Here is a 25871-nt window from a genome sequence, read left to right as displayed (position 1 = left end):
GCGGGTTCCCCGGGGTGGAAACGGACTGGATCAAGGCAGGGCCATGGGCCAGCAGGCACAATGCGGTCCATGACCGACGGCGTGATACCCCTGCTCGATCTGCGCCAGCGGGCGCGCCTGCCGCGTGTGCCCCCGCTGTCGCAGGACACCCCCCTGCAAGCCCTGCCGCTGATCGCCGACGCGCGCGGCCGGCCGCTGCGCGACCTGCGCATTTCGGTCACCGACCGCTGCAATTTCCGCTGCAGCTACTGCATGCCCAAGGAAGTGTTTGACAAGCACTATCGCTTCCTGCCGCACGGCGAGCTGCTCAGCTTCGAGGAAATCACCCGGCTGGCGGCCATCTTCGCGCGCCTGGGCGTGCGCAAGCTGCGCCTGACCGGCGGCGAGCCGCTGCTGCGCAAGAACATCGAAGACCTGATCGCGATGCTGGCACAGCTGCGCACGCCCGAGGGCGAGCCGCTGGAGCTGACGCTGACCACCAACGGCTCGCTGCTGGCGCGCAAGGCCCAGGCGCTGAAGCAAGCCGGTCTGCGCCGCGTCACCGTCAGCCTGGACGCGATGGACGACCGCGTGTTCCGCGCGATGAACGACGTGGACTTCCCGGTCGCCGAGGTGCTGGACGGCATCGCCGCCGCGCAGGCCGCCGGGCTGCACCCGGTGAAGGTCAACATGGTGGTCAAGCGCGGGACCAACGAGCAGGAGATCCTGCCCATGGCCCGCCATTTCCGCGGCAGCGGCGCCATCCTGCGCTTCATCGAGTTCATGGACGTGGGCATGAGCAACGGCTGGCGCATGGACGACGTGCTGCCGTCGGCCGAGGTGCTGCAGCGGCTGCGCGAGGAGTTCGAGCTGCGGCCGCTGACGCCCAGCGTCCACGGCGAGACCGCCGAGCGCTGGGCCTATGCCGACGGCCAGGGCGAGATCGGCCTGATCTCCAGCGTCACCCAGGCCTTCTGCGGCGACTGCAACCGAGCGCGCCTGTCCACCGAGGGCATGCTCTACACCTGCCTGTTCGCGGACCAGGGCCATGATCTGCGCGCGCTGCTGCGCGGCCATCCGGGCGCCGGCCTGGCGCCCTGCGGCGACGCACAGATCGGCCAGGCCCTGGCCGATCTGTGGGGCCTGCGCGAGGACCGCTATTCCGAGCTGCGCAGCGCCCACAGCGCGCCGCAGCGGCGCATCGAGATGCACTACATCGGCGGCTGACCGCTACGCCCAAGGCCATGGCCATGCCCCCCTCCTCCGCCTTCACCGCCTGGTTCACGCCGGCACTGCGGCGCAAGGCGCTGGCGGCCGTGATCGGCTGCGTGGCCCTGCCCTTCGGCGTCGCCGAGCTGGTCAAGACCGGCATTCAACCCGGCATCGCCGAGGACGCGCTGCGCCGCGCCCAGCTGCTGGACTACATGGCCATCGGCGCGATGCTGTTCGGGCTCAGCATGGTGATGGCCTGGCTGGTGGGCTGCTGGGTGGTGGCGGTGATGAAGGGGCCGCAGTTGGACGGCGACGCCTTTCCCGGCGACCACGACCGCGGGCGCGATGCCTGAGCGCGAACAGCTCACCGGCCTGGTCCTGGCCGGCGGCCGAGGTCAGCGCATGGGGGGCGCCGACAAGGGCCTGCTGCCGCTCGCCGGGCAGGCGCTGGCGGCCCATGCGCTGCGGCGCCTGGCGCCACAGGTCGGGCCCTGCTGGATCAGCGCCAACCGCCATCTGGACGACTACCGCCGCCTCGCTCCGCGCGTGCTCAGCGACCGCCTGCCCGACCAGCCTGGGCCGCTGGCCGGCTGGCTCAGCGCGCTGGAGCAGTTGGACACGCCCTGGCTGCTGGCCGTTCCCTGCGACTCGCCGCTGCTGCCGGCCGATCTCGCGCAGCGTCTGGGCCAGGCCCTGCGGCCCGGCGACCGGCTGGCCGTGCCGGTGCGCCAGGACGGCGGCGAGCCGCGCGTGCAGGCCGCCTTCTGCCTGATGCACCGCAGCCTGGCGCCATCGCTGGCCGATGCGCTGGCGCGCGACCAGCGCCGCGTGCAGGACTGGCTGCGCCAGCAGAACGCCCGCTTCGTGCCCTTCGACCAGCCCGGCGACGCCGAGGCCTTCGCCAACGCCAACACGCCCGAGGAACTGGCACGGCTGGAGGCTTTGCTGACGACCGCGCCCGCCGCCGCGCAGCAGGGAAGCGACCATGGCTGACGACGTCCGCATCGCGTTGCTGCTGCCGGCCGACCTGGTCGACTACAAGCGCCTGCGCGATGGCATGCTGGCCGGCCATGAGCAGGCCTTCAGCTCCGACGCGGCGCAGGAACGCGGACGCGACGCCGCCAGCTACCAGGCCCGGCTGCATGCCGAGGTCGGCGGACGCGCGCTGTTCACGCTGGGCGCCTGGATGGACGGCCGGCTGGTGGGCGCGCTGACCTGCGAGCGCGAGGCGCGCGGCAAGGCGCGCCACCAGGCCCAGCTCGTCGGCATGATGGTGGACGACATGGCCCAGGGCCGCGGCCTGGGCCGGCGCCTGCTACAGACCGCGCTGGCGCTGCTGCGCCGCGACCCCAGCCTGGAAATGGTCACGCTCAGCGTCACCGCGACGAACAAGAGGGCCTACGAGCTCTACCGCCGCGCCGGCTTCGTGCGCTATGGCCGGCTGCCGCGCGCGCTGCGCATGCCCGACGGCCGCTACCTGGCCAAGGACCTGATGGTCTGCGACCTGCGCCCCGCGGCGCTGGAATAGGGATAGGCCCGCCGAGGCGGCTCGCGGTCCGCGGCTAGCGGCAATCCGCAGCCGGCCGCGCGCGCACCGCCAGGTCCACCACCACCTCGTCCTGCACCGCCAGCAGGCCGCCCAGCACGCTGAAGGGCTGCAACCCGAAATCGCTCGGCCGCAGCAGCAGCTGGCCGCGCGCCCACAGCGCCTCGCCGTCCTGCTGCAGCCGCAGCACCAGGTCCAGCGGGCGCGGCTGGCCGTTGAGCGTCACCGTCAGGCGCAGCACCAGCCAGGGCCAGGCGCCGGCGCCAGCGTCGGCGCGCAGCTGCAGCAGCGGATGCCGCTCGGCATTGAGCGCCCGGCGCAGATTGGCCTGGGTCGCCGCGATGGCCTGCGGCGACAGCGGGCTCGCGAACTCGGGGCCCAGCGCGGCGCGCCACTCGGGCCGGTCCAGCACCAGGTCCTCCAGCGCGAGGTCCAGCGCCAGGCTGGCGCCGGCCAGCCCGGACGCCGGCTGGTAGGCCCAGCCGCGCCAGCGCTGGGGCGCCAGCACGTGGTTGTGGCCCAGCGCCGCCGCGCGCCCGCCGCGGAAGGCATGGATGCGCACCGTCGAGCCGTCGGCGTCCAGCGCCAGCAGACGCCCCTCGCCGCCCGCGGCGAGCCGGGCCTCGCACCAGGCCCGCGCGTCCGGGATCGGCGGCGCGGCCTCGGCCGGCGACGCCGATCCGGCCGGTGGCGAGATCCGCGGCGCCAGGAGCGCGCAGCCCGCCAGCGCCACGATCAGCGCCAGCGCGAAGCCACCCCTCATGCCCAGCCCTCCGCGCCCGGGGCGCCATCGTCCAGCGCCAGCCGGCGCAGGCCCTCGGCGTCGCGCAGCTCAATCTCGGCATAGCCCAGCGCGATCAGGCCCTGCTCGGCGAGCGCGCGCAGGGCCTTGTTGATCGTGGGCCGGCTCACGCCCAGCATCAGCGCCAGCTGCTCCTGCGGCAGGCGCAGACGCTGCCGCGGCAAGACCTCGTCCGGCGCGCCCGGCTCGTAGCCCTGCGCCACCTGCAGCAGGCGCTTGGCCAGGCGGCGCGGCAGCGGCAACAGCGCGTTGTCCTCCAGCGCCTCGAAGCAGATGCGCAGCTTGGCGCAGGCCAGCCGGGCGATGTCGCGCCAGCCCTGCGGATGGCGCTCCAGCCAGTCGCGCAGCAGGGGCTGGGGCACCAGCCAGACCTCGCTGGCGCCGTCGGCCACCACGTCATGGGTGCGCGGCCGGTCGTCGATCAGCGAAATCTCGCCAAACCACTGCCCCGGCTCCAGGTAGGCCAGCAGGCTCTGGCGGCCGTCGGCCTGCCAGGCGCCGACATGCAGCGCGCCGGCCAGCACGCAGCCCAGCCCGTGCGCGGCGCCGCCGCGCTGGAACAGCGCCTCGCCGGCCGCGAGGTATTGACGCCGCCCCTGCTCGAGCAGAAAGTGCTGCAGCGCGGGCTGCGCGGTCCGCAGCCAGGGCTGGGCCAGCAGCAGCTGCCGCTGGGCGGGCGTCAGGGCGGCGGCGGCCGATGGAGCCATGCGGGAAAACCTCGTGAAGGACTGTAGGCATTTTGACAGTCAGCGCCGGGCACGCCGCCTAGGATTGACCTGCATCACTACAGGAGACAAGCATGGCCAGAACCGCCACCGACCTGATGGCGCAGTACGCGGCCTACCACCGCGACCGGCGCAACATCGCCACCCACTTCGTCGGCATTCCGCTGATCGTGTTCGCGATCGGCGTGCTGCTGGCGCGGGCGCGTTTCGAGCTGGGCGGCCTGGAGCTCAGCGCGGCCTGGCTGCTGTGGCTGCTCAGCACGCTGTGGTATCTGCTGCGCGGCAACCTTGCGCTGGGCCTGGCGGTCAGCGCGGTGAACGCGGCGCTGATGGCGCTGGCGCATCCGCTGGCGCAGGGCGGCGCGGCGCCCTGGCTGGCCTGGGGCCTGGGCAGCTTCGTGATCGGCTGGATCATCCAGTTCATCGGCCACTACTACGAGGGCCGCAAGCCGGCCTTCGTCGATGACCTCGTGGGCCTGCTGGTGGGGCCGATGTTCGTCGTCGCCGAAGCCCTGTTCGCGCTGGGCTGGGGCCGCGAACTGCAACACGAGATCGAACGCCGCGTCGGCCCCACCCGCCTCCGCGACCTGACCCGCCCGGCCTGAGTCCCCGCGCCGCCACCACGCCACCCCCTTCGGGGGGCGGCCTGGGTGGTGAAAAGCTTCTTGCGCGGACGGCCCAAGGCCTTTATCTTGGGACCGACTGGCAATCCGGCGAGGAGGCTCCATGAAACCGGTGTCTGAACTGCTGAAGAAGCGCGCCGCCGCCGTGCGCTCGGTGGCCCCCGAATCCACCGTGTTCGACGCGCTGCATCTGCTGGCCGAGTACGACGTCGGCGCCCTGGTCGTGATGCAGGACGGCAAGCTGCAGGGCATCTTCTCCGAGCGGGACTACACCCGCAAGATCGCGCTGCAGGGCCGCGATTCGCGCCACACCACGGTGCGCGAGGTGATGACACCCAGCGTGCTGGTGGTGCGGCCCGACAGCGATGTGCGCGAATGCATGAGCCTGATGAGCCAGCGCAAGATCCGCCACCTGCCCGTGGTCGACGGCGACCGCGTGACCGGCATGATCTCCATCCGTGACCTGATGGACGACATCATCGCGGACGACGAGATGACCATCGCCCAGCTGCAAAGCTACATCTACGGCTGAGCCGGCCACTCGCTCATCGCCGCGCCGGCGCCCGGCCGGGGCGGGCGCGGCTTGGCCGGACGCAGCGGCGTGCCCATCGCGACCCAGCCCACCAGGGTCTCGCCCGGCTCGCAGAAGGCCGCCTGCAGCGCGGCGTCACGCACCTTGGCGCCGGACAGCATCTTGGCGCCATAGCCCAGCACATGGGCGGCGCTGAGGAACTGCGCCAGCGCCCCGCCCAGCGCGGCCCATTGCTCGTGCGCCGGCACCTGGGGGTGGCCCAGGTCGATGCGCGCCAGCACCGCCACTGACAGCGGCGGCTTCAGCGCGCGCTCGGCGTCCAGCTGCGCGCCGGCCTCGTCCTTGCCCGCGCGCCGCGCCGCGTCGGCGAACAGCTGCGCCATCCGCGCGCGCGCCTCGCCGCGCACGAGCTTGAAGCGCCAGGGCCGCAGCTCGCCGTGGTCGGGCGCGCGCAGCGCTGCCTGCAGCATCAGCGCCAGCTCGGCATCCGTCGGGCCGGGCTCGGCGATGTGCTTGGGCCCGACCGAGTAGCGGCCGCCCAGCGCGGCCAGCGCGCGCGCGACGAAGTCCGCCTCGCCGGCGGAGGAAGTCGGCGGCGTGGCCGCGGAACGCTCTTGATTCATCGTGAACTCCATCGGTTGGACGGGCGTCGCCGTCCGCCATGCGGCCCGGAGGCCGGCATCAGAACACCAGCGTGCGCCAGGCCGGATCGGCCACGCGCGCGATGAACTGCACCGCGCCACCATGGCGGCGACAGGCCGGGATCAGCGCGTCGCGCGCCAGCCCGTGGGCCTGCAGCGCGTCGGTGCAGGCCAGCAGCTCCGCGCCGTGATCCACCGCGTCCTGCAGGTACTGGGCGATGGTCTTGGGACTGTGCGGCACCGCGCGCAGTCCCTCGGCCACGCCGGGCTTGAGCAGCAGCACCGCGCGGGCGCTGAAATAGAGCTCCACCCGCAGCTCCATCGCCGCCGCGGCGGCGGCGTGATGCAGGGGCGTGGCCAGGCGCACCGGGTCGTCCGGGTCGCAGGACCACAGCAGAATGGCCAGCCCCGAAGGGCTCACAGCAGCTGATTCAGCCATGCGTAGCGCTCCATCGCTTCGCGCGCCTCGGCCCCCGGCCGCAGCGCCGCGCGCTCGCCGGCCAGGTCCGTGGGCCGCAGGCGCAGCAGCCAGCCCGCGCCATAGGGGTCGCGGTGCACCAGCCCCGGATCCTCCTCCAGCGCCGCGTTGGACGCCAGCACCTCGCCGGACAGCGGCGAGCGCACCGAGACGATGCTCTTGGCCAGCTCCACCACGCCCATCGAGCGCCCCTGCTCCAGCCGCGCGCCCGCGGCCTTGGGCCGGCACATGTAGATCTCGCCCGAGGCCTTCAGCCCCAGCGCCGTGATGCCCTGCAGCACCGAGCCATCGTCCAGCAGCCGCGCCCAGGTCTGGTCCTCGACCCAGTACAGCAGATCCTCTGGCAGCTCGCAGCCCGCGATCAGCATGAGGGGGAACTCCTTCGTCCAGGTCCGCCCAGGGGCGCCCGCGCCGCCGGCGGGCCGAGGCGGATGGCGGAGGGGAATGGGAGTCGAACCCACCCGGCGACGCATGGCGCCACCCACCGGGTTTGAAGCCCGGCCGACCCACCAGGATCGTTTCCCCTCCGCGAAACCTTGTTCATCGCGCGGCCCGCATCCTAATCGCTAAACACGCTGGATTCGACGCGCAGCTTGTGCACATCGCCAACCCGTCGCAGCAGGCCCACGCGGTCGAAGTACTCCAGGATCTGGATCGCCCGCTTGCGGCCCAGCCCGGTGGCGTCGCGGAAGTCCGCGGCCAACACCTGGCCCTGGTGCGCCTGCGCAAGTTCGCGCGCGCGCCGCGCCAGCTCGCGCATGTGGGCATCGCTGTAGACCAGGTCCCGGACCACCTGGTGCAGCTCGCCCTGCTGCGACAGCCGCGCCAGCGTGGCCCGCATCAGGGCCTCGCTCTCCTGCGCGTCGCGCGCCAGGTCGCGCGCCCAGGCGCCCTCGAAGCCGGCCTGCTGCAGCGCCGGCGCGATCTTCTGCGCGATGCGCTGCTCCACCGCCGACAGCGTCACGCCGTGCTCGGGCAGATGAACGAAGGCGCCGCGCTGCGCCACCCGCCCCTGCTCGCGCAGCCGCGCCAGCAGCGCGCGCCACAGCGGCTCGGGCAGGCGCGGCGCGGCCAGGCGGCGCAGGCGCGCCGCCTCGGGGCCCAGCTCGTCCGGCTGGCGCTGGTGGAAAGCCGCCAACTGCTCCTGCACGCGCAGGGCCAGCGCCGCGCCATGCGCCGCGCTCAGCGCCCAGTCCGCCCCCGGCTCGTGCGCCAGCAGGGCCGCGCCGTCGTCCAGGCCAGCCCCGTCCTGCACCTGCATCTGCCCTTCGGCACGCGCCAGGCGGCGCAGGTCCAGCCCCTGCGGCGCGGCCTGCAGCAGGGTGCGCAGGCGTTCGCCGCGGTCTTCGATCTGCAGCGCGGCCAGCTCCGCCAGGCGCTCGGGCGTGCGACGGTAGCGCACCGGCGCGAAGGGGTCCAGCACCACGCCCCCGGCCAGCGTGCGCGTGGCCGACGCGTCGCGCAGCACGACGCGGTCGCCGCGCCAGGCGCCCACCGGTTCGCGCAGCACCAGCTGCACCCAGGCCTGCTCGCCCGGCTGCAGCGCGTTGTCCGACGCAACGCCGTCCCAGCCCAGCACCGCCACCGAGCCCATCACCGTGCGCGCGCCCAGGTGGACATGCACGGAGGTCCCGGAGCGCAGCCCCTTCTCCTCGCCCTGCCACAGGCGCAGGCACAGGTCCAGTCGGTCGGTGGACAGCGCCACCTCCGGCGCCACCAGCCACTGGCCACGCGCCAGGTCGTCCTTGCCCAGCCCCACCAGGCCCACCGCGCAGCGCTGGCCGGCGCGGGCCTCGTCCACCGCCTGGTTCTGCGCATGCAGGCTGCGCACGCGCGCCACGCGTGGCTGCGCGCCGGCACGGGGGTCGGGGCACAGCGCCACCTCGTCGCCCACGCTCAGGCGGCCGGCATGCACGGTGCCGGTGGCCACGGTGCCCACGCCGTCCAGGCTGAAGGCGCGGTCGATCGCGAGGCGAAAGCCCTGGCCAGCGCTGTGCCGCGCCGGCAGCGCGCGCGCCGCGGCGACCAGCAGCTCGCGCAGCGCCGGCAGCCCGTGGCCGCTGACGGCGCTGACCGGCAGCACCGGCGCGCCGGCCAGCGACGTGCCCTGCAGCAGCGCCGCCACCTCCTGGCTCAGCGCCTGGACCCGCGCCGGCTCGACGCGGTCGCACTTGGTGATCGCCACCGCGCCGCGCGCCAGGCCCAGCAGGCTCAGCACCGCCAGATGTTCGCGGGTCTGCGGCATCACGCCGTCGTCCGCGGCGACCAGCAGCAGCGCAAAGTCGATGCCGGTGGCGCCCGCCAGCATGGTGTGCACCAGGCGCTCGTGGCCGGGCACGTCGATGAAGCCGATGCGTGCCCCGGGCGCGGCACCGTCGGCCGCCGGCAGGTCGAGGAAGGCATAGCCCAGCTCGATGCTGATGCCGCGCTTCTTCTCCTCCGGCAAACGGTCGGTGTCCACGCCGGTGAGCGCGCGCACCAGCGTGGTCTTGCCGTGGTCGATGTGGCCTGCGGTGCCGACGATCATGCGGGACTCCCTGCCGGACGCGTGCGTGCTGCGCTCAAGCGGCGACTTCCCGCGCGCTGATCTGGTACTTGAAGCTGTCCGGCGCCAGCTCGTCGAAGCGGCCGCTGGCGTTCTCGCCCTGCGGGTACATCAGGAAGGGCAGCGTGGCCTTGCCGGCGCTGCCGGGCAGCAGCAGGTCGTGCGCGGTGTTGTAGCCCACCCAGTTGCCTTCCCAGCTGCCGAACAGCGCCTTCATCACCGGTGCGGCCACCGGGTCGGCCGGGTCCTTGATCCAGGCCGGCGTCTCCTGGCGCATCACCTTCAGCACGTCGGCCGGGTCCATCGCGACCCAACCGTACTGGCGCAGGAAGACCTCGGCGCGGCAGTGCTGCGCGCCCTTGAGCGCGGCGGAATTGGCGCCCAGCTCGCGGTAGGGGAAGGCCGACGGCGCCACGCGCAGCCCGTACACATCGCGCGCCGGCACGCCCACCGAGCGGCACAGGCCGACGAAGATCGCGTTCAGGTCGGCGCATTTGCCGCCCAGGTTGCCGCTCTCCAGCATGCTCTTGATGTCGCCGATGCCGCAGCCGCGGGTCTTGGGATCGCGGTGCGCGCGCGCCACCACCCACTGGTAGATCGCACGCGCCTTGTCGACGTCGCTCTTCGCGCCCTTCGTGGCTTCCAGCGCGGTCTGGCGCACGATGCCATCCAGCGGCAGCAGCTCGGTGGGCCGCAGGTTGAAGGCCAGCACCGCCGGGTCCTCGCTGGCCGGGGCCGGCCGGCTCCAGTCGACGACGCGGTTGCGCGTCTGCACGCGGCTGGTCACCGCGAAGACCGGCGCCTTCTCGCCCGGCGCGAACTGCACGTGCAGCAGCCGGCTGCCCCCGGTGGCGTCGGCGACGACGCGCGCCTGCGCCGCGTTGCCGCGCCATTCGTGGCCCACGGTGCGCTGGTAGTCGGTGTCCAGGTCGGGGATGGGCAGCCAGAGCTGGGTCTGGCCCTGGGCGTCGGCGACCGCGACCTCCAGCGTCAGGTCGAAGCTGCGCCAGCCGGTCGGCTGCGGCGCGAAGCGGCGCTGCGGATCGGCCGCGGCGCGCGCCAGCCCCAGCGAGGATCCGAGCCCCCCCAGCGCGGCGGCTTGCAGGGTGTGCAGAAGGTGGCGGCGGTTCAGCGTCATCGAAGGCTCCAGCGGGGTCAGGTCTTGAGGGGGGATCAGGAAGAAATCAGGCCAGCAGCGGTTCCACCCAGCGCCGCGCGTCCTCGCCCATCCAGTCGCATTCGCCGATCACGGTCATGCGCGCCTGGCCGTCGCGGCCGATCAGCACGGTGCTGGGGAAGACACGCACGCCGAAGGCGCGCGTGGTGGCGCCGTCGACATCGCGCACGATGGGCAGGCTGATCGGCATCAGCTGCAGGAAGCGGCGGATGGCGGCGTCCGTCTCGCGGTGGTTCACCGCGATCACCTGCAGCCCGCGCGGCTCATGGCGCTGCGCCAGCAGCTCCAGCGACGGCATCTCGGTCCGGCAGGGCTCGCACCAGCTGGCCCAGAAGTTCAGCAGCACCGGCCGGCCGCGCGCCTGGGCCAGGCTCCAGGCCGGCCCCTCCACCCCCGGCAGCGCCAGCGCCGGCGTGGCCTGGCCCCGGGGCCAGGGCCGCAGCACCGGACCGCCCTCCTGGGCCCGCAGCGGCGCGCAGGCGCTGGCCAGCGCGGCGGCCATCAGCCGGCGGCGGTTCAACAGGGAGGAGGATGGCAGCTTCATCGCGGGTGGGACTTCGTCGGGGCGGTGGGCGTGCGCGCCGATCAGCCGAACATCGCGTCGAACATCGTGCCCGCCCATTTCAGGTTCTCGGCGACCAGCTCGGCGCGGCGATCGTTGTCGTCGATCTGCACCTGCTCGATGATGCCCTGCGCGTTCAACAGGTAGTCGAACTGCACGCTGATGGCCTCGCGCGGCGCGCCGTTGACCATCATGTAGCAGAGATTGTCGGGCAGGCTGACCTGCGGGTCGCGGCCGGCGGCGCGCTCGGCGATGTAGGCCGCGACGATGCGGCCATGGCGGTTCGCCACATGGCCGGACTTGGGATAGAAGTTGAAGTCCGGCGAGACCCAGCCCACGGCATCGCCGATCACGTAGACGTCCGCATCGGACTTCAGGTGCAGCATCAGCGGATGCACGTCGGCCCAGCCGCTGGGCTTGCCCTGCGCGTTCAGGCCCACGGCGCCGGCCTTCCAGGCCAGATCGCCGGCCTGATGCGGGGCCATGAACACGGCGTGGTCGAACTTCATGTCGCCCGCGCTGGTGCGGATGCGCTTGCTGAAGGGATCGATGGACTGCACCTGCGCGTTGGGCACGTAGGTGATCTGGTCCTTGTACAGCTCCTGGAACGCGGCGCGGAAGCCCGGGCCGATCGGACGCACGCCGTCCTTGTGGTCCAGGATGGTCACATGGCCCTTGATGCCGCGGCTCTTGAACCACCAGGCCACCATGCAGGCGCGCTCGTAGGGCGACGGCGGGCAGCGCTGCGGCGGCGGCGGCAGCGTCATCACCCATTCGCCGCCCTGGAAGCCGTGCAGCGCGCGCTTGAGCGTGAAGTGCTCGGCGCTGGGCACATAGGCCGCCGGGAAGCGCGTGCGGGTGGCGTCCGCGGCCTCGCGGTCTTCGCCGAACCAGGCCTCGTAGTTGTAGCGAATGCCCGGGGCGAGGATGAGGAAGTCGTAGTCCAGGCTGCCCTGGGTGGTGCTGACGCGCTTGGCCGCGCGGTCCACGCCCAGCACCTCGCACTGCACATAGCGGTAGCCATGGCGGTCGGAGACGCGCAGGTAGTCGTACATCAGGAAGCTGGTGTCGACCGCGTCGATCAGCCACTTGTTGCTCAAGGGGCAGGAGAAGAACACCGGGTTGCGCTCCAGCAGCACCACCTCCAGCTGCGGCGCCAGCTTGCGCAGGGTTTTGGCCGCGGACAGCCCGCCCCAGCCGCCGCCGCAGATGACCACGCGGCGCGCGCGGCCCTTGGGCAGCAGGGTCTGCTCCGGGCGCCCCACCATGAAGGGCAGCGGCGCGCTGGCCGGAGCCGGCGCGGCCGCCTGGGCCTGGCCGAGGCCGGGGACCGCGGCCGCACCGGCGGCCAGCAGCAGTTCACGACGTTTCATGCTTGTTCTCCCGGGTTCATTCGGTGATTTCCGGCGCCGCCAGCCCCAGCGCCGCGCGCAGCCGCGGCAGCTGCTCCTGCAGCGCCTGCTGTTCCTGCGCGGACAGGCAGCGCAGGTCCAGCCACAGCCGGTCCTCGGCCACGCGGCCGATCACCGGCAGCGGCAGGCCGCGCAGCGCGTCGGACAGCGATTCCAGCGCGCGCCCCACCCCTTTGGCGGTCAGCGGCGCGATCGCCAGTCCGGCGGAGGGCAAGCGCTCCACCGGCAGCGAACCCGAGCCGATCTGGCCCAGCATGTCCGCCACCTCGACGCGGTAGCGCGGCGCCAGCGCCTGCGCCAGGCGCGGGGCCAGGTCTTGCGCCTGGGCGCGGATCTCGTCCACAGGCCGCGTCAGCAGGCGCAGTGTGGGCAGTTCGCGGGTCAGGCGGTCCGGACGCAGGTACAGCCGCAGCGTGGCCTCCAGCGCCGCCAGCGGCAGCTTGGACATGCGCAGCGCGCGCTTCATCGGGAACTTGCGGATGCGGTCGATGAAGGCCTTCTTGCCAACGATCAGCCCGGCCTGCGGCCCGCCCAGCAGCTTGTCGCCGCTGAAGGTCACGACATCGCAGCCGGCGGCCAGCATCTCCTGCGGCAGCGGTTCCTTGGGCAGCCCCCATTGCGACAGGTCCACCAGCGCGCCGCTGCCCAGGTCGCTGACCAGCGGCAGGCCGCGCGCATGCGCGATCGGAGCCAGCGTGGCCTCGTCCACCGCGGCGGTGAAACCCTGCACCGCATAGTTGCTGGTGTGCACCTTCATCAGCATCGCGGTGCGCTCGGTGATGGCGCCTTCGTAGTCGCGCGCATGGGTGCGGTTGGTCGTGCCCACCTCCACCAGCTCGGCGCCCGCGCTGGCCATCACGTCGGGCATGCGGAAGGCGCCGCCGATCTCCACCAGCTCGCCGCGCGAGACGATCACCTCGCGGCCGCGCCCCAGCGCCGCGATCACCAGCAGCACGGCCGCCGCGTTGTTGTTCACCACCGTCGCGGCCTCGGCGCCGGTCAGTTCGCACAGCAGCGACTCGACCAGGCTGTCGCGGTCGCCGCGGCCGCCGGAGTCCAGGTCGTACTCCAGGTTGTTGGGCGAGGCCATGCAGTGCAGCAGCTGCTGCAGCGCGGCGTCGGCCAGCAGCGCGCGGCCCAGGTTGGTGTGGATCACCGTGCCGGTGAGGTTGACGACGCGGCGCATGCGCGGCGCCAGGGCTTCGCGGCACTGCCGCGCCAGCCGCTCGGGCAGTTCGTCCAGCTCGGACGGCGCCAGCTCGCCGGCCAGCGCGCGGCGGCGCAGCGCGTCCAGCAGGGCGCGCGCCTGCCGGGTCACGAACTGCGCGCCCAGCTCGTCCAGCAAGGCGGACAGCGCGGGCGCGCGCAGCAGGCGGTCGACCGAGGGCAGGTCCTTGGCCTGGGCCGGCGCGGGCTCGGTGGCGGAGGCTTCTGGATTCGCCTTCGGACCATGAACCATGGATGCCTTGGGCGTCATCTCAGTGTCCTCCTGGATCGGGAGGCGCGCCGTCCGGCGCGCCCGCCTCGTCGGCTTCGCCGAAGATCAGCATCGGGTTGAGGCCGTGCCGGGCCAGGCCCAGCTCGGCGACCAGCATGTCCAGCGTCAGCGTGGCCAGATCGTCGGCCAGCGGCTCGACCTGCAGGTCCTTGTCCATCGCGACCACCTTCAGGTAGTGGCCACAGCTTTCGCAGCACTCGGCCTGCACGGCCTTCTGCGCGGTGTTGAGCGGCTCGCCGTCGTCGCGCAGCAGGGACTGGAAGCTGATGCCCTTGGTGCCCTGGCAGCGCGCGCACTTGATGCGCACGTAATGCCATTGCGTGCCGCACAGGCTGCAGGCCAGGTAGCGCTGCCCGCCGCCTTCGGCCGACAGGCGATAGATGGAGGCCACCGGACGCGACGCGCAGCAGGGGCAGCGGGTCGCGTCGTCGACCAGGCCGAAGGGGGTCAGCACCCGGCCCGAGCCCTGACCGTGGCCGGCCTGTACCTGCATCACAAGCCCAGTCCAGTAGACCTGCAGCGCCGCCGCGATCAGCGGCGCCGCGGCCAGGTCCAGCCCGTCGCTGCGCTCGGACAGCAGCCGGTCGGCCTGCTGTTCCAGATAGTCGGCATCGGCCGACTGCAGCTGCTGCACCAGCTGGCGCGCCGGTGCCGGGATGGCGGCGTGCGCCAAGCCCTGCAGCAGCCGGCCCAGCAGCTCGCGCCAGACGGCATTGCGCGGCAGCAGCGCCGCAGGCAGCGGCGCGCGGCCATGCAGCGCAGCCTGCTCGATCGCATCCGCGCCGGGCAAGGCCAGCGCGGGCAGCGTCTTGAGCAGCTCGTGCTGCTGGTGCGCCAGTTCGGCGCAGAACAGCAGGAAGTCGCGCATCGCATGGTCCGACGCCAGCTGGCGCAGGCGCAGCTCGCGCTCGGCGAACAGACCGGCCTCGGGCAGGCGCAGGGTCTGCGGGGTCTCCCCGGCCCGCATCGCGATCTCTTCGGGCGACATCAGGCGGGGGTTGGCGGAGGAGCTCATGCGGGAGAGGCTTTCAATACCCAGGGCCGGGATGGACCCGGCCCTCACAAGAAAACAAAGGGCCGCCCCGGGTCTCTGGCCCTGTTGTGGAGCCAGGCGCCACGCGGCAGGCTCAGGGTGCTCCGGGGGGCGGCAGCGCCGCGTATGTTAACGCCCGTGCCCCGCGCGACGCGGGGCACGGGCGCGGGGATCAGCGGCCGCTGACCTCCTTGTGCCACAGCGGGTGGTTGGTCTTGGCCCAGCCCTCGGTCACGGTGCCGCGCGTCATCGCGCGCACCGTGCCCTTCACCCAGATCGCCGCATAGACGTGGATGATGGTGGTCAGCACCAGCGCCACCGCGGCGGCGGCATGCAGCACGACGGCGATGCGGCGGACCAGGATGGGAAAGCTGTTCGCGAACCACGGCTGCCAGAACGCGAAGCCGGTCAGCAGCAGCACCAGCAGGCTCAGGCACATGACCCAGAACACCACCTTCTGGCCGGCGTTGTACTTGCCGACCGGGGGCATCTTGGACTTGTCGCCGTTGAGCATGTCTCGGCTGTGGCGCACCCACTCGGCGTCGGCCGCGGTCAGCACGTTCTCGCGCCACAGGCGCAGCGCCAGCAGCGTGAACATCAGCACCATGGCCAGACCCAGGAAGGGATGCAGGATGCGCGCCCAGACCCCGCCACCGAACAGCGTGCTCAGGAAGAACAGGCTGGGGTGGAAGAAGGCCAGGCCGGACAGGCCCGCGGCGAAGAACAACAGGGCGATGGCCCAGTGGTTCATGCGCTCGCCGTCGTTGTAGCGCTGGAGAAGTTTGATCGCCATGGGGGTCTCCTTACGCCTTCTCGTCCATGCCGACCTTGCGGTCGCCATCGGCGCCAGCCTCGTCCTCCTTGGACTCCACCGGCCCCACCTTCATGTAGTGGAAGAAGCCCGCCACCACCGCGCCCATCATCGCCGCCAGGGCCAGCGGCTTGGCCGCGCCCTTCCACAGCGAGACCAGCGGGCTGATCTTGGGCTCGGCCGGCAGGCCGTGGTAGAGCTCGGGCTTGTCGGCATGCTGCAGCACATAGACCACGTGCGTGCCACCCACGCCCTGCGGGTCATAGACCCCGGCGTTCTGGTAGCCACGCTCCTTCAGGTCGGTGACCCGCTCGGCGCCGTAGTCCAGCATGTCCTCCTTTGAACCGAAGCGGATCGCGCCGGTCGGGCAGACCTTCACGCAGGCCGGCTCCAGACCCACGCCGACGCGGTCGGAGCACAGGCTGCACTTGTAGGCCTTGGAGTCGGTCTTGGAGATGCGCGGCACGTCGAAGGGGCAGCCGGTGACGCAGTTGCCGCAACCGATGCAGTGCTCCGAGATGAAGTCCACGATGCCGTTCGAGTACTTCACGATCGCGCCGGGCGCCGGGCAGCTCTTCAGGCAGCCCGGGTCCTCGCAGTGCATGCAGCCGTCCTTGCGGATCAGCCACTCCAGCCGGTTGGCCTCGGTCTCCACCTCGGCATAGCGCATCACGGTCCAGGACTGCGGACTCAGGTCGCGCGGGTTGTCGTAGGTGCCGACGTTCTCGCCCACATCGTCGCGCAGGTCGTTCCACTGCATGCAGGCGACCTGGCAGGCCTTGCAGCCGATGCAGGACGAGACGTCGATCAGCTTGGCGACTTCGGTCACGTGGGTCCGCGCCTGCGTCGAGGGCGTCGTCGTGGCGGAGCGCTTCGCGATATCCAGGGATTGCAAAGATGACATGGCGCGCCCCTCAAGCCTTTTCGATGTTGACGGTGAAGCTCTTGAACTCCGGCGTCTGGGTGTTCGCATCGCCCACGAAGGGGGTCAGCGTGTTGACCAGATAGCCGGGCTTGGCCACGCCGACAAAGCCCCAGTGGTTGGGCAGGCCCACCGTGTGCACGCGCTTGCCGTCCACGTCCAGCGACGCCACCCGCTTGGTCACCACCGCCTTGGCCTTGATGAAGCCGCGGTTGGAGCTGACCTTGACGGTGTCGCCGTTGGCGATGCCCTTCTCCTTGGCCAGCTCCTCGCCGATCTCGACGAACTGCTGGGGCTGGATCACGGCGTTGCTGCGCACGTTCTTGGTCCAGTAGTGGAAGTGCTCCGTCAACCGGTAGCTGGTCGCCACGTACGGGAAGTCCTTGGGCTGACCGAAGGCCTCCATGTCACCCTTGAACACGCGGGCCGCCGGGTTGGACTTGGCCTTGGGGTTGTTCGGGTGGAAGGGGTTGGCGTTCAGCGGCGTCTCGAAGGGCTCGTAGTGCTCCGGCAGCGGACCTTCGGCCATGCCGGTGGGCGCGAACAGGCGCGCCACGCCCTCGGCGGTCATGATGAAGGGGCGCACCGCGTCGTCGGCCGTCGGATCGGCGTCGGGGCGGATGTCCGGCACGTCCGAACCCACCCACTTCTCGCCGTTCCAGAACACCAGCTTGCGCTTGGCGTTCCAGGGCTTGCCCTTGGTGTCGCAGGACGCGGCGTTGTAGAGCACGCGGCGGTTGGCCGGCCAGGCCCAGGCCCAGTTCAGCGTCTGCCCGATGCCCCACGGATCGCTGTTGTCGCGGCGCGCCATCTGGTTGCCCGCCTGCGTCCAGGCGCCGGCATAGATCCAGCAGCCCGACGAGGTCGAACCGTCGTCGCGCAGCAGCCCGAAGCCGGACAGCTGCTCGCCCGCCTTGGCCAGCACCTTGGTCGGATCCTTGGGATCGGTCACGTCGGCCAGGGCCTTGCCGTTGTACTCCATCGCCAACTCCTCGGCCGAGGGGTTGTGCGGCTGCTTGTACGGCCAGGTCAGGTTCAGGATGGGGTCGGCATAGGCGCCGCCTTCCTTCTGGTAGAGGGTCTTCAGGCGGTGGAAGAGGTCGGCAATGATCTCCGGGTCGCCCTTGGCCTCGCCCGGAGGCTCGGCGCCCTTCCAGTGCCATTGCAGCCAGCGGCCGGAGTTGGTCAGCGAACCGTCCTCCTCGGCGAAGCAGGTGCTGGGCAGCCGGAACACCGTGGTCTGGATCTCTTCCGACTTCACATCGTTGGACTCGCCGAAGTTCTTCCAGAACTCGGCGGTCTCGGTGTTCAGCGGGTCGATGATGACCAGGTACTTGAGCTTGGACAGGCCGGAGACGATCTTCTTCTTGTTCGGGAAGGAGCCCACCGGGTTGAAGCCCTGGCAGATGTAGCCGTTGAGCTTGCCCTGGTTCATCAGCTCGAAGGCCTGCAGCACGTCATAGGCCTTGTCCCACTTCGGCAGATAGTGGTAGGCCCAGTCGTTCTCCTTGGTGGCGGACTTGCCCCACCAGGCCTTCTGGAAGCTGACGAAGAACTTGGGGTAGTTCTGCCAGAAGCTCATCTGCCCCGGCCGCAGCGCCTTGGTCGTGCGCGGCTTCAGGTAGCTGTCCAGGTCCTGCTCGGACTCACGCGGCAGCGTCATATAGCCGGTCAGCGAGGTCGACAGCAGACCCAGGTCGGTCAGGCCCTGGATGTTGCTGTGGCCGCGCAGCGCGTTCATGCCGCCACCCGGCAGGCCGATGTTGCCCAGCAGCAGCTGCATGATCGCGCCGGTGCGGATCATCTGCGAGCCCTGGCTGTGCTGAGTCCAGCCCAGGGCGTACATGATGGTCATCACCTTGTCCGGCCTGGCCGTCTCGGCAATCATCTCGCAGCACTTCAGGAACTTGTCCTTGGGCGTGCCCGACACCTTGCTGACCATCTCCGGCGTGTAGCGCGCATAGTGCTTCTTCAGCACATTGAGCACGCAGCGCGGATGCTCCAGCGTCGGGTCGACCTTGGCGAAGCCCTTGTCGTCCAGCTCGTAGCCCCAGCTTGCCGGGTCGTACTTGCGCTTGGCCTCGTCATAGCCCGAGAACAGGCCGTCATTGAAGGCGTAGCCCTCGTTGACGATGAAGGACGCGTTGGTGTAGTTCTTGACGTACTCGTGCTGGATCTTGTTGTTGCTGAGCAGGTAGTTGATGACGCCGCCCAGGAAGGCAATGTCGGACCCCGCCCGGATCGGCGCGTAGTAGTCGCTCATCGCGGCCGAGCGCGTGAAGCGCGGGTCCACGACCAGCAGCTTGGCCTTGTTGTGATGCTTGGCCTCGATCACCCACTTGAAACCGCAGGGGTGGGCCTCGGCGGCATTGCCGCCCATGATCAGCACCAGATCCGCGTTCTTGATGTCCACCCAATGGTTGGTCATCGCACCGCGCCCAAACGTCGGGGCCAGACTGGCCACCGTCGGGGCGTGTCAAACGCGCGCCTGGTTGTCGAAGACCAGCATCCCCAGTGAGCGCATCGCCTTGTGGGTGATGTAGCCCGACTCGTTGGAGGATGCCGAAGCACACAGCATGCCGGTGGAAAGCCAGCGGTTGACGGTCTTGCCGTCGGCGGTCTGGGCCTGGAAGTTGGCGTCGCGGTCGGCCTTCATCATCTTGGCCAGACGGTCCATCGCCTCGTCCCAGCTCACCCGCTTCCATTCCTTGGAGCCCGGCTCGCGGATCTCGGGGAACTTCAGGCGGCTCTCGCTGTGGATGAAGTCCAGCAGGCCGGCGCCCTTGGGGCACAGCGTGCCGCGGTTCACCGGATGATCGGGGTCGCCCTCGATGTGGATGATTTCGCTGGTGACGTTCTTGGCCTTGTCGCCCAGGCTGTACATGATCACGCCGCAGCCCACCGAGCAATAGGGGCAGGTGTTGCGGGTTTCGGTCGCCCGGGAGAGTTTGAACTGGCGCGTCTCGGCCAGGGCCGCCGTCGGCGAGAAGCCCAGCGCCACGAGGCTGGATCCCATCACGGCCGCCCCACTCACCCGGAAGAAATGCCTCCGGTTCATATCCATTTGTCTTTGCCTCCTGCGATGACTCACAGTGTTGGAGGCGCCCGTGCCTGCGACACGGACGCGTTCATAGGGCCGGCACGCGACACCGCGCTGGGATTTCGACACAAAGCGCCGCGCTTGTCCACTGCGGGGCAACCCCGGTGAAAAGGCCTCCGCCACCCTCGGCCGGACAGCTTGGACGGACGGCGGCGGACGGGAGGCCGCGACAGCGACAATTTGTCGCACCCACCGCGACGAAAAAGCGGCCAGCGCGACAATTTGTCGCTCTGCGCGCCAGCGTGACGTGCATCAAGGGGTCAGGTCTTGCCCCCGAGAAAAGGCGAGATTCGTGCGCAAGGCGAGGCATTTGGCACGGAAATGCAACATGCTGCGCCGCAGCAGGCCCGGTGGCCGGCCATGCCCCGCGACGCGCGCCGGACCGGGCGAGTCCGCTACAGTGCCGGCCACATGCAACAGATCCGTCACAACCCCCTGGCCTCCTGGCCCACCAGCAGCGTGCTCGTGGTCGACGACGAGGAAGGGATGCGCAACTTCCTGGTCAAGACCCTGGCGCCGCGTTGCGGCCAGGTGCTGGCCGCCGACAGCGCGGAGGCCGGCGCCGAACTGCTGCGCCGCCAGCGCTTCGACCTCATCGTGCTGGATATCAGCCTGCCCGGCAAGACCGGCCTGGCCTGGCTGCGCGAGCTGCGCACCCTGGGCCACAGCGGCGAGGTGGTGCTGATCACCGCCTTCGCCGACCTGGACACCGCGATCGAGGCGTTGCGCGCCGGCGCGTCGGACTTCATCCTCAAGCCCTTTCGCGTCACGCAGATGCTGCACGCGGTGCACCACAGCCTGGAGCGCGCGCGGCTGGCTCGCGAAAACTACGTGCTGCGCCGCACGCTGGCCCAGGGCCATCTGGCCACGGCCAGCCTGGTCGGCGATTCGTCGGCGCTGCAGCAGCTGCGCCATGAGCTGCAGCGTGTCGCCGGCGTCGACAGCACGGTGCTGCTGAGCGGCGAATCGGGCACCGGCAAGGAGTTGGCCGCACATGCCATCCACCGCGGCAGCGCGCGCGCCGCCGGCCCCTTCGTGCCGGTCAACTGCGCGCTGATGTCGCCGGAGACGGTGGAGGCCGAGCTGTTCGGTCGCGCCGCCAGCGCGGCCGACCCCGGGCGCGACGGCCTGCTCTATTACGCACAGGGCGGCGTGCTCTTTCTCGACGAGGTCGGCGAACTGCCGCTGCCCGCGCAGGCGGCGCTGCTGCGCGTGCTCGACGAGCGCCGCATGCGGCCGGTCGGCGGCGAGCAGCAGGTCGCGGTGGACCTGCGCGTGATCGCCGCCAGCAACCGCGACCTGCAGCGCGAGGTGGCCGCGGGCCGCTTCCGCAAGGACCTGTACTACCGGCTGCAGGTGGTGGAGCTGCGTCTGCCGCCGCTGCGCGAGCACAAGGAAGACATCGCCCAGCTGGTGCGCCATTTCATCGCCGATCTGGCGCCGCGCCTGGGCCTGATGCCCTTCGAGGCACGGCCGCGCGAACTGGGCTATCTGATGCAGTACGACTGGCCCGGCAATGTGCGCGAGCTGCGCAACCTGGTGGAGCGCTCGCTGATCCTCGGTTCGCTGAACCTGTCGGCGCTGTACCCGGCGATGCAGTCCGAGCCGGCGGACGGCGCCACCGTGGCGCCGCCGCTGCCCGGCGCCTCGGCCCTGCCCACGACCACCGACCTGCAGACGCTGGAGCGCCGCCACATCCAGGCGGTGCTGGCCTCGGTGCAGGGCGACAAGGCGCGCGCGGCGCAGCTGCTGGGCATCTCCAAGCGCACCCTGGAGCGCCGCGTGGCCGAGTGGGGCCAGGACGCCGGCGAGGCCGGATGAGCGCGCTGCTGCGCCACTGGCGCCGGGCCGGCCTGCGGCGCAAGCTGCTGTGGCTGGCCCTGCTGCCGCTGCTGGTGGTGCAGCCGCTGCTGGGCGCCATCCTGCTGATCTGGGGCAACACCGCGCTGGACGAGCTGCTGATCACCAAGGTGCGCAGCGACCTGGCCGTCGCGCGCGGCTATTTCGAGCGCGTCCAGGCCGAGGTGGGCTCGGGCACCCAGGCCGCGGCGGCGACGCACCGCCTGGTGCAGCTGCTCGCGCCGGCCTCGGGACAGGCCGTGCCGGCCGACGCCCTGCCCGCCTTCCTCGCCGACGCGCGCCGCCACCACGGCCTGGAGTTCCTCAACCTGCTCGCCCCGGACGGCCGCCTGCTGGCGCGCGAATCCGGGCCGGTGGACCCGGGCCCGCCCATGCCCTTGCTGGTGGCCGACGAAAGCGGCGCGCTGGCGTCGGTGGCGGTGGTCGACCGCGAGGCGCTGGCCCGGGTCGCGCCGCAGCTGCTGCCACGCCTGGCCATCCCGCTGCTGCCGACGCTGAACGCGGCACCCACCGAGCGGCGCAGCGAGGAGCGCGCGATGCTGCTGATCGCGCGCGCGCCGGTGCGCGACGGCCAGGGCCGGCTGCTGGGCCATCTGCAGGGCGGCGTGCTGCTCAACCGCAACCTGGACTTCATCGACCACATCAACGAGATCGTCTATCCCGATGGCAGCCTGCCCGCCGGCAGCCAGGGCACGGCCACGCTGTTCCTCGACGACGTGCGCATCAGCACCAACGTGCGCCTGTTCCAGGGCGACGCCGCCGGCACCGCGGCGCACCCTGGCCCCCATGCGGCGGGCGAGCGCGCGATCGGCACGCGCGTCTCGCGCGAGGTGCGCGAAGCGGTGCTGGGCCGTGGCGGTACCTGGCTGGCGCGCGCCTTCGTCGTCAACGACTGGTATGTCTCGGCCTACCAGCCGGTGGTGGACCGCGACGGGCGGCGCGTGGGCATGCTCTACGTGGGCTTTCTGGAACGCCCCTTCGTCAAGGTCAAGTACGCGGTGCTGGGCGGCATCGGCGTGGTCTTCATCGGCGTGATGCTGGCCGTGGCCTGGGTCTCGCTGCGCCTGGCGCGCAGCATCTTCCGCCCGGTGGAGCGCATGGAGCGCACCATGCGCCGCGTCGAATCCGGCGACGCGGCGGCGCGCGTCGGACCGCTGGCCTCCGGCGACGAGATCGGCCGGCTGGCCGGCCATCTGGACCAGTTGCTGGACAGCGTGGACGACAAGGCCCGCGCGCTGCAGCGCTGGGGCGAGGAACTGGACCGCAAGGTGGCCGAACGCACCGCCGAGCTGCGCGCCGCGCAGCAGCAGCTGGTGCGCAGCGAGAAGCTGGCCACCGTGGGCCAGCTCACCGCCAGCATCGCGCACGAGATCAACAACCCCATCGCGGTGATCCAGGGCAACCTGGACCTGATGCGCGAGCTGCTGGGCCCGGCCGCCGAGCCGGCGCGCGAGGAGATCCGCCTCATCGACGCCCAGGTCGAGCGCATGCGCCTGATCGTGACCCAGCTGCTGCAGTACGCGCGGCCCGGCGAGTACGCCGGCTACGTGGAGCAGCTCGACGCCGGCGAGGCACTGGACGCCTGCCTGCCGCTGGTCCAGCACCTGCTCGCCGGCGCCGGCGTGCGCCTGGAGCGCGACTACCGCGGGCGGCGTCGCGTCGCGATCAACCGCCAGGAGCTGCAGCAGGTGCTGGTGAACCTGCTGGTCAACGCGGTGCAGGCCATGCCCCAGGGCGGCCTGCTGCAGCTCTCCACCGAGGACCGCGACGACGAACAGGGCCGACCCGGCCTGCTGATCCGCGTGCGCGACAGCGGCACTGGCCTCAGCCCGGCGTTGCAGGACCGGCTGTTCCAGCCTTTCGTCACCGGCAAGCGCGAAGGCACCGGCCTGGGCCTGTGGATCAGCCGCAGCCTCGTCGAGCGCTACGCCGGCAGCCTGCGCGTCGAGCCCCTGCCCGAGGGCGAACCGGGCGCCTGTTTCGCGCTGTGGCTGCAGGGCGGCGACTGACGGCGCCGGCCCCGCGGCGTTCAGCTGTTCTTGGAGATGGTGATGGACGGGAACTTGGACGAATAGTCCTTGGCCTGCCCGGCCAGCTTCACCGCGATCTTGCGCGCGATGGCCTTGTACAGCGCCGCGTGCTCGCTGTCGGGCGCCGCCACCACGGTGGGCGCGCCGCGGTCGGCCTGCTCGCGGATGGACAGCGCCAGCGGCAAGGCGCCGAGCAGTTCGCTGCCGTACTGCTGCGCCATGCGCGCGGCCCCGCCTTCGCCGAAGATGTGCTCGGCATGGCCGCAGTTGGAGCAGATGTGCACCGCCATGTTCTCCACGATGCCAAGGATGGGCACGCCCACCTTCTGGAACATGGTCAGGCCCTTCTTCGCGTCGATCAGCGCGATGTCCTGCGGCGTGGTGACGATCACCGCACCGGTCACCGGCACGCGCTGCGACAGCGTCAGCTGGATGTCGCCGGTGCCCGGAGGCATGTCCACGACCAGGTAGTCCAGGTCCTTCCAGCGTGTGTCGCGCAGCAGCTGCTCCAGCGCCTGCGTCGCCATCGGGCCGCGCCAGACCATGGCCTGGTCCTCGGCGATCAAAAAGCCGATGGACATCAGCTGCAGCCCGTGCGCCATCAGCGGCTCCATGGACTTGCCGTCCAGGCTCTCCGGCCGGCCGCTGGCGCCCAGCATCGCGGGCACGCTGGGGCCGTAGATGTCGGCGTCCAGCAGACCCACGCGCGCGCCCTCGGCCGCCAGCGCGAGCGCCAGGTTGGCCGCCGTCGTGCTCTTGCCCACGCCGCCCTTGCCCGAGGCCACGGCGATGATGTTCTTCACGCCCGGCAGCAGCTGCACCCCGCGCTGCACCGCATGCGCGACGATGCGGCTGGCGATGCTCACACTCACGTTGGCAACGCCCGGCACCGTGCGTGCCGCGGCGATCAGACGGCCGCGCAACGCGTCGATCTGGCTCGCCGCCGGATAGCCCAGCTCCACCTCGAAGCTGACGTCGCCGCCCTGGATGCGCAGGTTCTTCAGCTGTTTGGTCTGCACCAGATCGCGGCCGGTGTTGGGGTCAATCACGGCTTGCAGCGCCTGCAGCAGGCTGGCTTCGTTGAGGGCGGACATCGTTTTTCAGTGCATGGGAATGGGGCCGGCAGTCTAGCCCAGCGGGCTTGCCCCTGGGCCGCCGCGGGCCTTGCGTCAGCGCAAGGCGGGGCCGGCGTCGCGTGCGGCCGCCCGGTCCCGCAGCCAGCGGTCCAGCGCGTCGATCTGGGCCGGATGGAAGACCGCATAGCCCTGCTCGCGCAACAGCGCCGCGGTCACGCCCTCGCCCGCCACCAGGCGGCGTTCGAAGCGGCCGTCGTAAATGTGCTCGGCGCCACAGGAGGGACTGCGCGGCGTCAGCAGCGCCGCGACACCGTGCTGCGCACGCATCAGCGCGAGGGCGCGATGCGCGCCGTCGACGAAGCGGCGCGTCAGCTCCGCGTCGGGGCCGCCGGCGCGCGTGCCCAGCCAGGCCTGGCCGCGCAGCACGTCGATGCCGCCATGGCCGGGCTGGATCTCCGCCGCCGGCCGCGGCACCGGCAGCCCGCCGGCCACCTCGGGGCACAGCGCCAGCAGGCGCACGCGGCCCTGGGCGGCCCAGTCGCGCAGCCGGGCCAGCGCCCAGGCCTCGTCGTCGCGCTCGCCGCGCGCGCCGCCGTCGTAGCGCACCGGCTGCCCCAGCAGGCAGGCGCTGACCAGAATGCCCGGCGCCGTCATGGCCGCGCACCCGCCATCGCAACCCCGAAGCCCATGAAGGTGGCACCGCCGATGCGGTTGAGCAGGCGCCCCGCGCGCGGACCGGCGAGCCAGCGCCGCGACTGCTGCGCCAGCACCGCGTAGAGGCTGTGGATCAGCACCACCAGCAGCGCGTAACTGCCCACCAGCAGCGCGAACTGCGGCGCGCGCGGCTGGTCCGCCGCGACGAACTGCGGCAGCACCGACAGGAAGAAGAAGATCGCCTTCGGATTGGTGAACTGCAGCAGCAGCCCCTCGACGAAGCGCCGCCAGGGTCCGGGCGGCACCGGCGGCAGGGCCTCCTCCGCGGCGGACCAGCGCAACGCCGGCGCGCGCCACAGCTTCCAGCCCAGGTAGACCAGGTAGGCCGCCCCCACCCACTTCAGCACCGAGAACGCCAGCGCCGAGCGCGCCAGCAGCAGCCCCAGGCCGGTGGCCGACAGCGTCGCCACCACGGCCGCGCCGCTGGCCACGCCGAGGATGCCCGGCAAGGCACCGCGCCAGCCCAGCCGCAAGGCATTGCTCAGGCTCATCAGCACGCCGGGGCCGGGGCTCATCACCGTGGCCGCGGCGACGAGCAGGAACAGCGGGTAGTAGCTCATCGGGCCATTATCCGGTGGCGCGCTTGCCGCTAG

25 protein-coding genes and 1 tRNA gene are annotated in these 25871 nt (G+C 71.5%); 8 read left to right on the top strand and 18 right to left on the bottom strand.

Annotated features, from left to right (window positions below):
• Positions 1 to 69 precede the first annotated feature (69 nt).
• Genes moaA through LZ017_RS03435 form a run of 4 tightly spaced genes read left to right on the top strand, consistent with a single transcriptional unit; the run spans position 70 to position 2719 of the window.
• Positions 70 to 1206, top strand: a complete 1137-nt coding sequence (gene moaA / locus LZ017_RS03450; protein WP_277604465.1) for a GTP 3',8-cyclase MoaA — start codon at positions 70 to 72, stop codon at positions 1204 to 1206.
• Between the two features lie 23 nt (positions 1207 to 1229).
• Entirely contained in the window at positions 1230 to 1544 is a 315-nt protein-coding gene (locus LZ017_RS03445; protein WP_241298624.1) for a hypothetical protein, read from the top strand.
• Entirely contained in the window at positions 1537 to 2184 is a 648-nt protein-coding gene (gene mobA, locus LZ017_RS03440; protein ID WP_241298623.1) for a molybdenum cofactor guanylyltransferase MobA, read from the top strand. The genes LZ017_RS03445 and mobA overlap by 8 nt, the downstream gene beginning before the upstream one ends.
• Positions 2177 to 2719, top strand: a complete 543-nt coding sequence (locus tag LZ017_RS03435) for a GNAT family N-acetyltransferase (protein ID WP_241298622.1) — start codon at positions 2177 to 2179, stop codon at positions 2717 to 2719. Before mobA ends, LZ017_RS03435 begins: the two co-directional genes overlap by 8 nt.
• 34 nt (positions 2720 to 2753) lie before the next feature.
• Here the strand turns inward: LZ017_RS03435 and LZ017_RS03430 are convergent, their stop codons facing one another.
• Positions 2754 to 3500 carry a YceI family protein gene (locus LZ017_RS03430; protein ID WP_241298621.1) on the bottom strand — a complete coding sequence of 249 codons (747 nt, stop codon included), beginning with the start codon at positions 3498 to 3500 and terminating at the stop codon, positions 2754 to 2756.
• Entirely contained in the window at positions 3497 to 4246 is a 750-nt protein-coding gene (locus LZ017_RS03425; RefSeq protein ID WP_241298620.1) for a Crp/Fnr family transcriptional regulator, read from the bottom strand. Before LZ017_RS03425 ends, LZ017_RS03430 begins: the two co-directional genes overlap by 4 nt.
• 92 nt (positions 4247 to 4338) lie before the next feature.
• Here LZ017_RS03425 and LZ017_RS03420 point away from each other — a divergent pair, with 92 nt between their 5' ends.
• Positions 4339 to 4869, top strand: coding sequence for a DUF962 domain-containing protein (locus LZ017_RS03420; protein ID WP_241298619.1), 531 nt, complete (start codon positions 4339 to 4341; stop codon positions 4867 to 4869).
• Between the two features lie 121 nt (positions 4870 to 4990).
• A complete protein-coding gene (locus tag LZ017_RS03415; protein WP_241298618.1) occupies positions 4991 to 5419 on the top strand; it encodes a CBS domain-containing protein in 429 nt (142 codons plus the stop codon).
• Here LZ017_RS03415 and LZ017_RS03410 read toward each other — a convergent pair.
• The 13 genes from LZ017_RS03410 to fdnG form a co-directional block, all read right to left on the bottom strand.
• Positions 5410 to 6042 (bottom strand): nitroreductase, encoded by a 633-nt coding sequence (locus tag LZ017_RS03410; protein ID WP_241298617.1) that lies wholly within the window; start codon positions 6040 to 6042, stop codon positions 5410 to 5412. The genes LZ017_RS03415 and LZ017_RS03410 overlap by 10 nt on opposite strands.
• Before the next feature lie 58 nt (positions 6043 to 6100).
• On the bottom strand, positions 6101 to 6499 hold the full coding sequence (locus LZ017_RS03405; RefSeq protein WP_241298616.1) for a DsrE family protein: 399 nt from the start codon (positions 6497 to 6499) through the stop codon (positions 6101 to 6103).
• A complete protein-coding gene (locus LZ017_RS03400) occupies positions 6478 to 6906 on the bottom strand; it encodes a glycine cleavage system protein H (protein WP_241298615.1) in 429 nt (142 codons plus the stop codon). Before LZ017_RS03400 ends, LZ017_RS03405 begins: the two co-directional genes overlap by 22 nt.
• A 64-nt stretch (positions 6907 to 6970) precedes the next feature.
• A tRNA-Sec gene (locus LZ017_RS03395) sits at positions 6971 to 7066 on the bottom strand.
• A gap of 31 nt (positions 7067 to 7097) precedes the next feature.
• Positions 7098 to 9065, bottom strand: coding sequence for a selenocysteine-specific translation elongation factor (gene selB, locus LZ017_RS03390; protein WP_241298614.1), 1968 nt, complete (start codon positions 9063 to 9065; stop codon positions 7098 to 7100).
• Positions 9066 to 9099: 34 nt separating this feature from the next.
• Positions 9100 to 10221 (bottom strand): transglutaminase domain-containing protein, encoded by a 1122-nt coding sequence (locus tag LZ017_RS03385; protein ID WP_241298613.1) that lies wholly within the window; start codon positions 10219 to 10221, stop codon positions 9100 to 9102.
• 46 nt (positions 10222 to 10267) lie between these two features.
• Positions 10268 to 10804 (bottom strand): TlpA disulfide reductase family protein, encoded by a 537-nt coding sequence (locus LZ017_RS03380; protein WP_241298612.1) that lies wholly within the window; start codon positions 10802 to 10804, stop codon positions 10268 to 10270.
• A gap of 41 nt (positions 10805 to 10845) precedes the next feature.
• Positions 10846 to 12195 carry an FAD/NAD(P)-binding oxidoreductase gene (locus LZ017_RS03375; protein WP_241298611.1) on the bottom strand — a complete coding sequence of 450 codons (1350 nt, stop codon included), beginning with the start codon at positions 12193 to 12195 and terminating at the stop codon, positions 10846 to 10848.
• Positions 12196 to 12211: 16 nt separating this feature from the next.
• Entirely contained in the window at positions 12212 to 13711 is a 1500-nt protein-coding gene (selA, locus tag LZ017_RS03370; protein ID WP_241298610.1) for an L-seryl-tRNA(Sec) selenium transferase, read from the bottom strand.
• A 1-nt stretch (position 13712) separates the two neighbouring features.
• Complete coding sequence (gene fdhE, locus LZ017_RS03365; RefSeq protein WP_241298609.1) at positions 13713 to 14747, bottom strand: formate dehydrogenase accessory protein FdhE; 1035 nt, start codon at positions 14745 to 14747, stop codon at positions 13713 to 13715.
• A 190-nt stretch (positions 14748 to 14937) separates the two neighbouring features.
• Complete coding sequence (locus LZ017_RS03360) at positions 14938 to 15558, bottom strand: formate dehydrogenase subunit gamma (protein WP_241298608.1); 621 nt, start codon at positions 15556 to 15558, stop codon at positions 14938 to 14940.
• A gap of 10 nt (positions 15559 to 15568) precedes the next feature.
• A complete protein-coding gene (gene fdxH, locus LZ017_RS03355; RefSeq protein ID WP_241298607.1) occupies positions 15569 to 16480 on the bottom strand; it encodes a formate dehydrogenase subunit beta in 912 nt (303 codons plus the stop codon).
• Between the two features lie 10 nt (positions 16481 to 16490).
• On the bottom strand, positions 16491 to 19562 hold the full coding sequence (gene fdnG / locus LZ017_RS03350) for a formate dehydrogenase-N subunit alpha (RefSeq protein ID WP_241298606.1): 3072 nt from the start codon (positions 19560 to 19562) through the stop codon (positions 16491 to 16493).
• Between the two features lie 447 nt (positions 19563 to 20009).
• Between fdnG and LZ017_RS03345 the strand changes: the two genes are divergently transcribed.
• Positions 20010 to 21419, top strand: a complete 1410-nt coding sequence (locus LZ017_RS03345) for a sigma-54 dependent transcriptional regulator (RefSeq protein ID WP_241298605.1) — start codon at positions 20010 to 20012, stop codon at positions 21417 to 21419.
• A complete protein-coding gene (locus tag LZ017_RS03340; RefSeq protein ID WP_241298604.1) occupies positions 21416 to 23467 on the top strand; it encodes a HAMP domain-containing sensor histidine kinase in 2052 nt (683 codons plus the stop codon). Before LZ017_RS03345 ends, LZ017_RS03340 begins: the two co-directional genes overlap by 4 nt.
• 20 nt (positions 23468 to 23487) lie before the next feature.
• On the opposite strand, the gene apbC is transcribed toward LZ017_RS03340, so the two are convergent.
• From apbC to LZ017_RS03325, 3 genes are all read right to left on the bottom strand, one after another.
• Positions 23488 to 24582 (bottom strand): iron-sulfur cluster carrier protein ApbC, encoded by a 1095-nt coding sequence (apbC, locus tag LZ017_RS03335; protein ID WP_241298603.1) that lies wholly within the window; start codon positions 24580 to 24582, stop codon positions 23488 to 23490.
• A gap of 75 nt (positions 24583 to 24657) precedes the next feature.
• On the bottom strand, positions 24658 to 25218 hold the full coding sequence (locus LZ017_RS03330) for a DUF523 domain-containing protein (RefSeq protein ID WP_241298602.1): 561 nt from the start codon (positions 25216 to 25218) through the stop codon (positions 24658 to 24660).
• Positions 25215 to 25838: a LysE family translocator gene (locus tag LZ017_RS03325; RefSeq protein ID WP_241298601.1), complete on the bottom strand. Its 624-nt coding sequence runs from the start codon at positions 25836 to 25838 to the stop codon at positions 25215 to 25217. Before LZ017_RS03325 ends, LZ017_RS03330 begins: the two co-directional genes overlap by 4 nt.
• Positions 25839 to 25871 lie beyond the last annotated feature (33 nt).

It is taken from the genome of Pelomonas sp. CA6, from assembly GCF_022549225.1.
In the GTDB taxonomy this organism is placed as follows: Bacteria; Pseudomonadota; Gammaproteobacteria; order Burkholderiales; family Burkholderiaceae_C; genus Roseateles.
The sequence above is the reverse complement of the archived record's forward strand: the minus strand, read 5'-3'. Positions and strand labels throughout refer to the sequence as shown.

What these genes read in the sequence shown, in the direction of transcription:
- LZ017_RS03340 (WP_241298604.1), top strand. Translation starts at nt 21,416, where the DNA reads ATGAGCGCGCTGCTGCGCCACTGGCGCCGGGCCGGCCTGCGGCGCAAG.
- LZ017_RS03410 (WP_241298617.1), bottom strand. Translation starts at nt 6,042, where the DNA reads ATGAATCAAGAGCGTTCCGCGGCCACGCCGCCGACTTCCTCCGCCGGC.
- moaA (WP_277604465.1), top strand. Translation starts at nt 70, where the DNA reads ATGACCGACGGCGTGATACCCCTGCTCGATCTGCGCCAGCGGGCGCGC.
- LZ017_RS03425 (WP_241298620.1), bottom strand. Translation starts at nt 4,246, where the DNA reads ATGGCTCCATCGGCCGCCGCCGCCCTGACGCCCGCCCAGCGGCAGCTG.
- LZ017_RS03330 (WP_241298602.1), bottom strand. Translation starts at nt 25,218, where the DNA reads ATGACGGCGCCGGGCATTCTGGTCAGCGCCTGCCTGCTGGGGCAGCCG.
- fdxH (WP_241298607.1), bottom strand. Translation starts at nt 16,480, where the DNA reads ATGTCATCTTTGCAATCCCTGGATATCGCGAAGCGCTCCGCCACGACG.
- LZ017_RS03380 (WP_241298612.1), bottom strand. Translation starts at nt 10,804, where the DNA reads ATGAAGCTGCCATCCTCCTCCCTGTTGAACCGCCGCCGGCTGATGGCC.
- LZ017_RS03400 (WP_241298615.1), bottom strand. Translation starts at nt 6,906, where the DNA reads ATGCTGATCGCGGGCTGCGAGCTGCCAGAGGATCTGCTGTACTGGGTC.
- selA (WP_241298610.1), bottom strand. Translation starts at nt 13,711, where the DNA reads ATGACGCCCAAGGCATCCATGGTTCATGGTCCGAAGGCGAATCCAGAA.
- fdhE (WP_241298609.1), bottom strand. Translation starts at nt 14,747, where the DNA reads ATGAGCTCCTCCGCCAACCCCCGCCTGATGTCGCCCGAAGAGATCGCG.
- LZ017_RS03325 (WP_241298601.1), bottom strand. Translation starts at nt 25,838, where the DNA reads ATGAGCTACTACCCGCTGTTCCTGCTCGTCGCCGCGGCCACGGTGATG.
- LZ017_RS03405 (WP_241298616.1), bottom strand. Translation starts at nt 6,499, where the DNA reads ATGGCTGAATCAGCTGCTGTGAGCCCTTCGGGGCTGGCCATTCTGCTG.
- selB (WP_241298614.1), bottom strand. Translation starts at nt 9,065, where the DNA reads ATGATCGTCGGCACCGCAGGCCACATCGACCACGGCAAGACCACGCTG.
- LZ017_RS03360 (WP_241298608.1), bottom strand. Translation starts at nt 15,558, where the DNA reads ATGGCGATCAAACTTCTCCAGCGCTACAACGACGGCGAGCGCATGAAC.
- apbC (WP_241298603.1), bottom strand. Translation starts at nt 24,582, where the DNA reads ATGTCCGCCCTCAACGAAGCCAGCCTGCTGCAGGCGCTGCAAGCCGTG.
- LZ017_RS03430 (WP_241298621.1), bottom strand. Translation starts at nt 3,500, where the DNA reads ATGAGGGGTGGCTTCGCGCTGGCGCTGATCGTGGCGCTGGCGGGCTGC.
- mobA (WP_241298623.1), top strand. Translation starts at nt 1,537, where the DNA reads ATGCCTGAGCGCGAACAGCTCACCGGCCTGGTCCTGGCCGGCGGCCGA.
- LZ017_RS03385 (WP_241298613.1), bottom strand. Translation starts at nt 10,221, where the DNA reads ATGACGCTGAACCGCCGCCACCTTCTGCACACCCTGCAAGCCGCCGCG.
- LZ017_RS03345 (WP_241298605.1), top strand. Translation starts at nt 20,010, where the DNA reads ATGCAACAGATCCGTCACAACCCCCTGGCCTCCTGGCCCACCAGCAGC.
- LZ017_RS03420 (WP_241298619.1), top strand. Translation starts at nt 4,339, where the DNA reads ATGGCCAGAACCGCCACCGACCTGATGGCGCAGTACGCGGCCTACCAC.
- LZ017_RS03415 (WP_241298618.1), top strand. Translation starts at nt 4,991, where the DNA reads ATGAAACCGGTGTCTGAACTGCTGAAGAAGCGCGCCGCCGCCGTGCGC.
- LZ017_RS03445 (WP_241298624.1), top strand. Translation starts at nt 1,230, where the DNA reads ATGCCCCCCTCCTCCGCCTTCACCGCCTGGTTCACGCCGGCACTGCGG.
- LZ017_RS03435 (WP_241298622.1), top strand. Translation starts at nt 2,177, where the DNA reads ATGGCTGACGACGTCCGCATCGCGTTGCTGCTGCCGGCCGACCTGGTC.
- LZ017_RS03375 (WP_241298611.1), bottom strand. Translation starts at nt 12,195, where the DNA reads ATGAAACGTCGTGAACTGCTGCTGGCCGCCGGTGCGGCCGCGGTCCCC.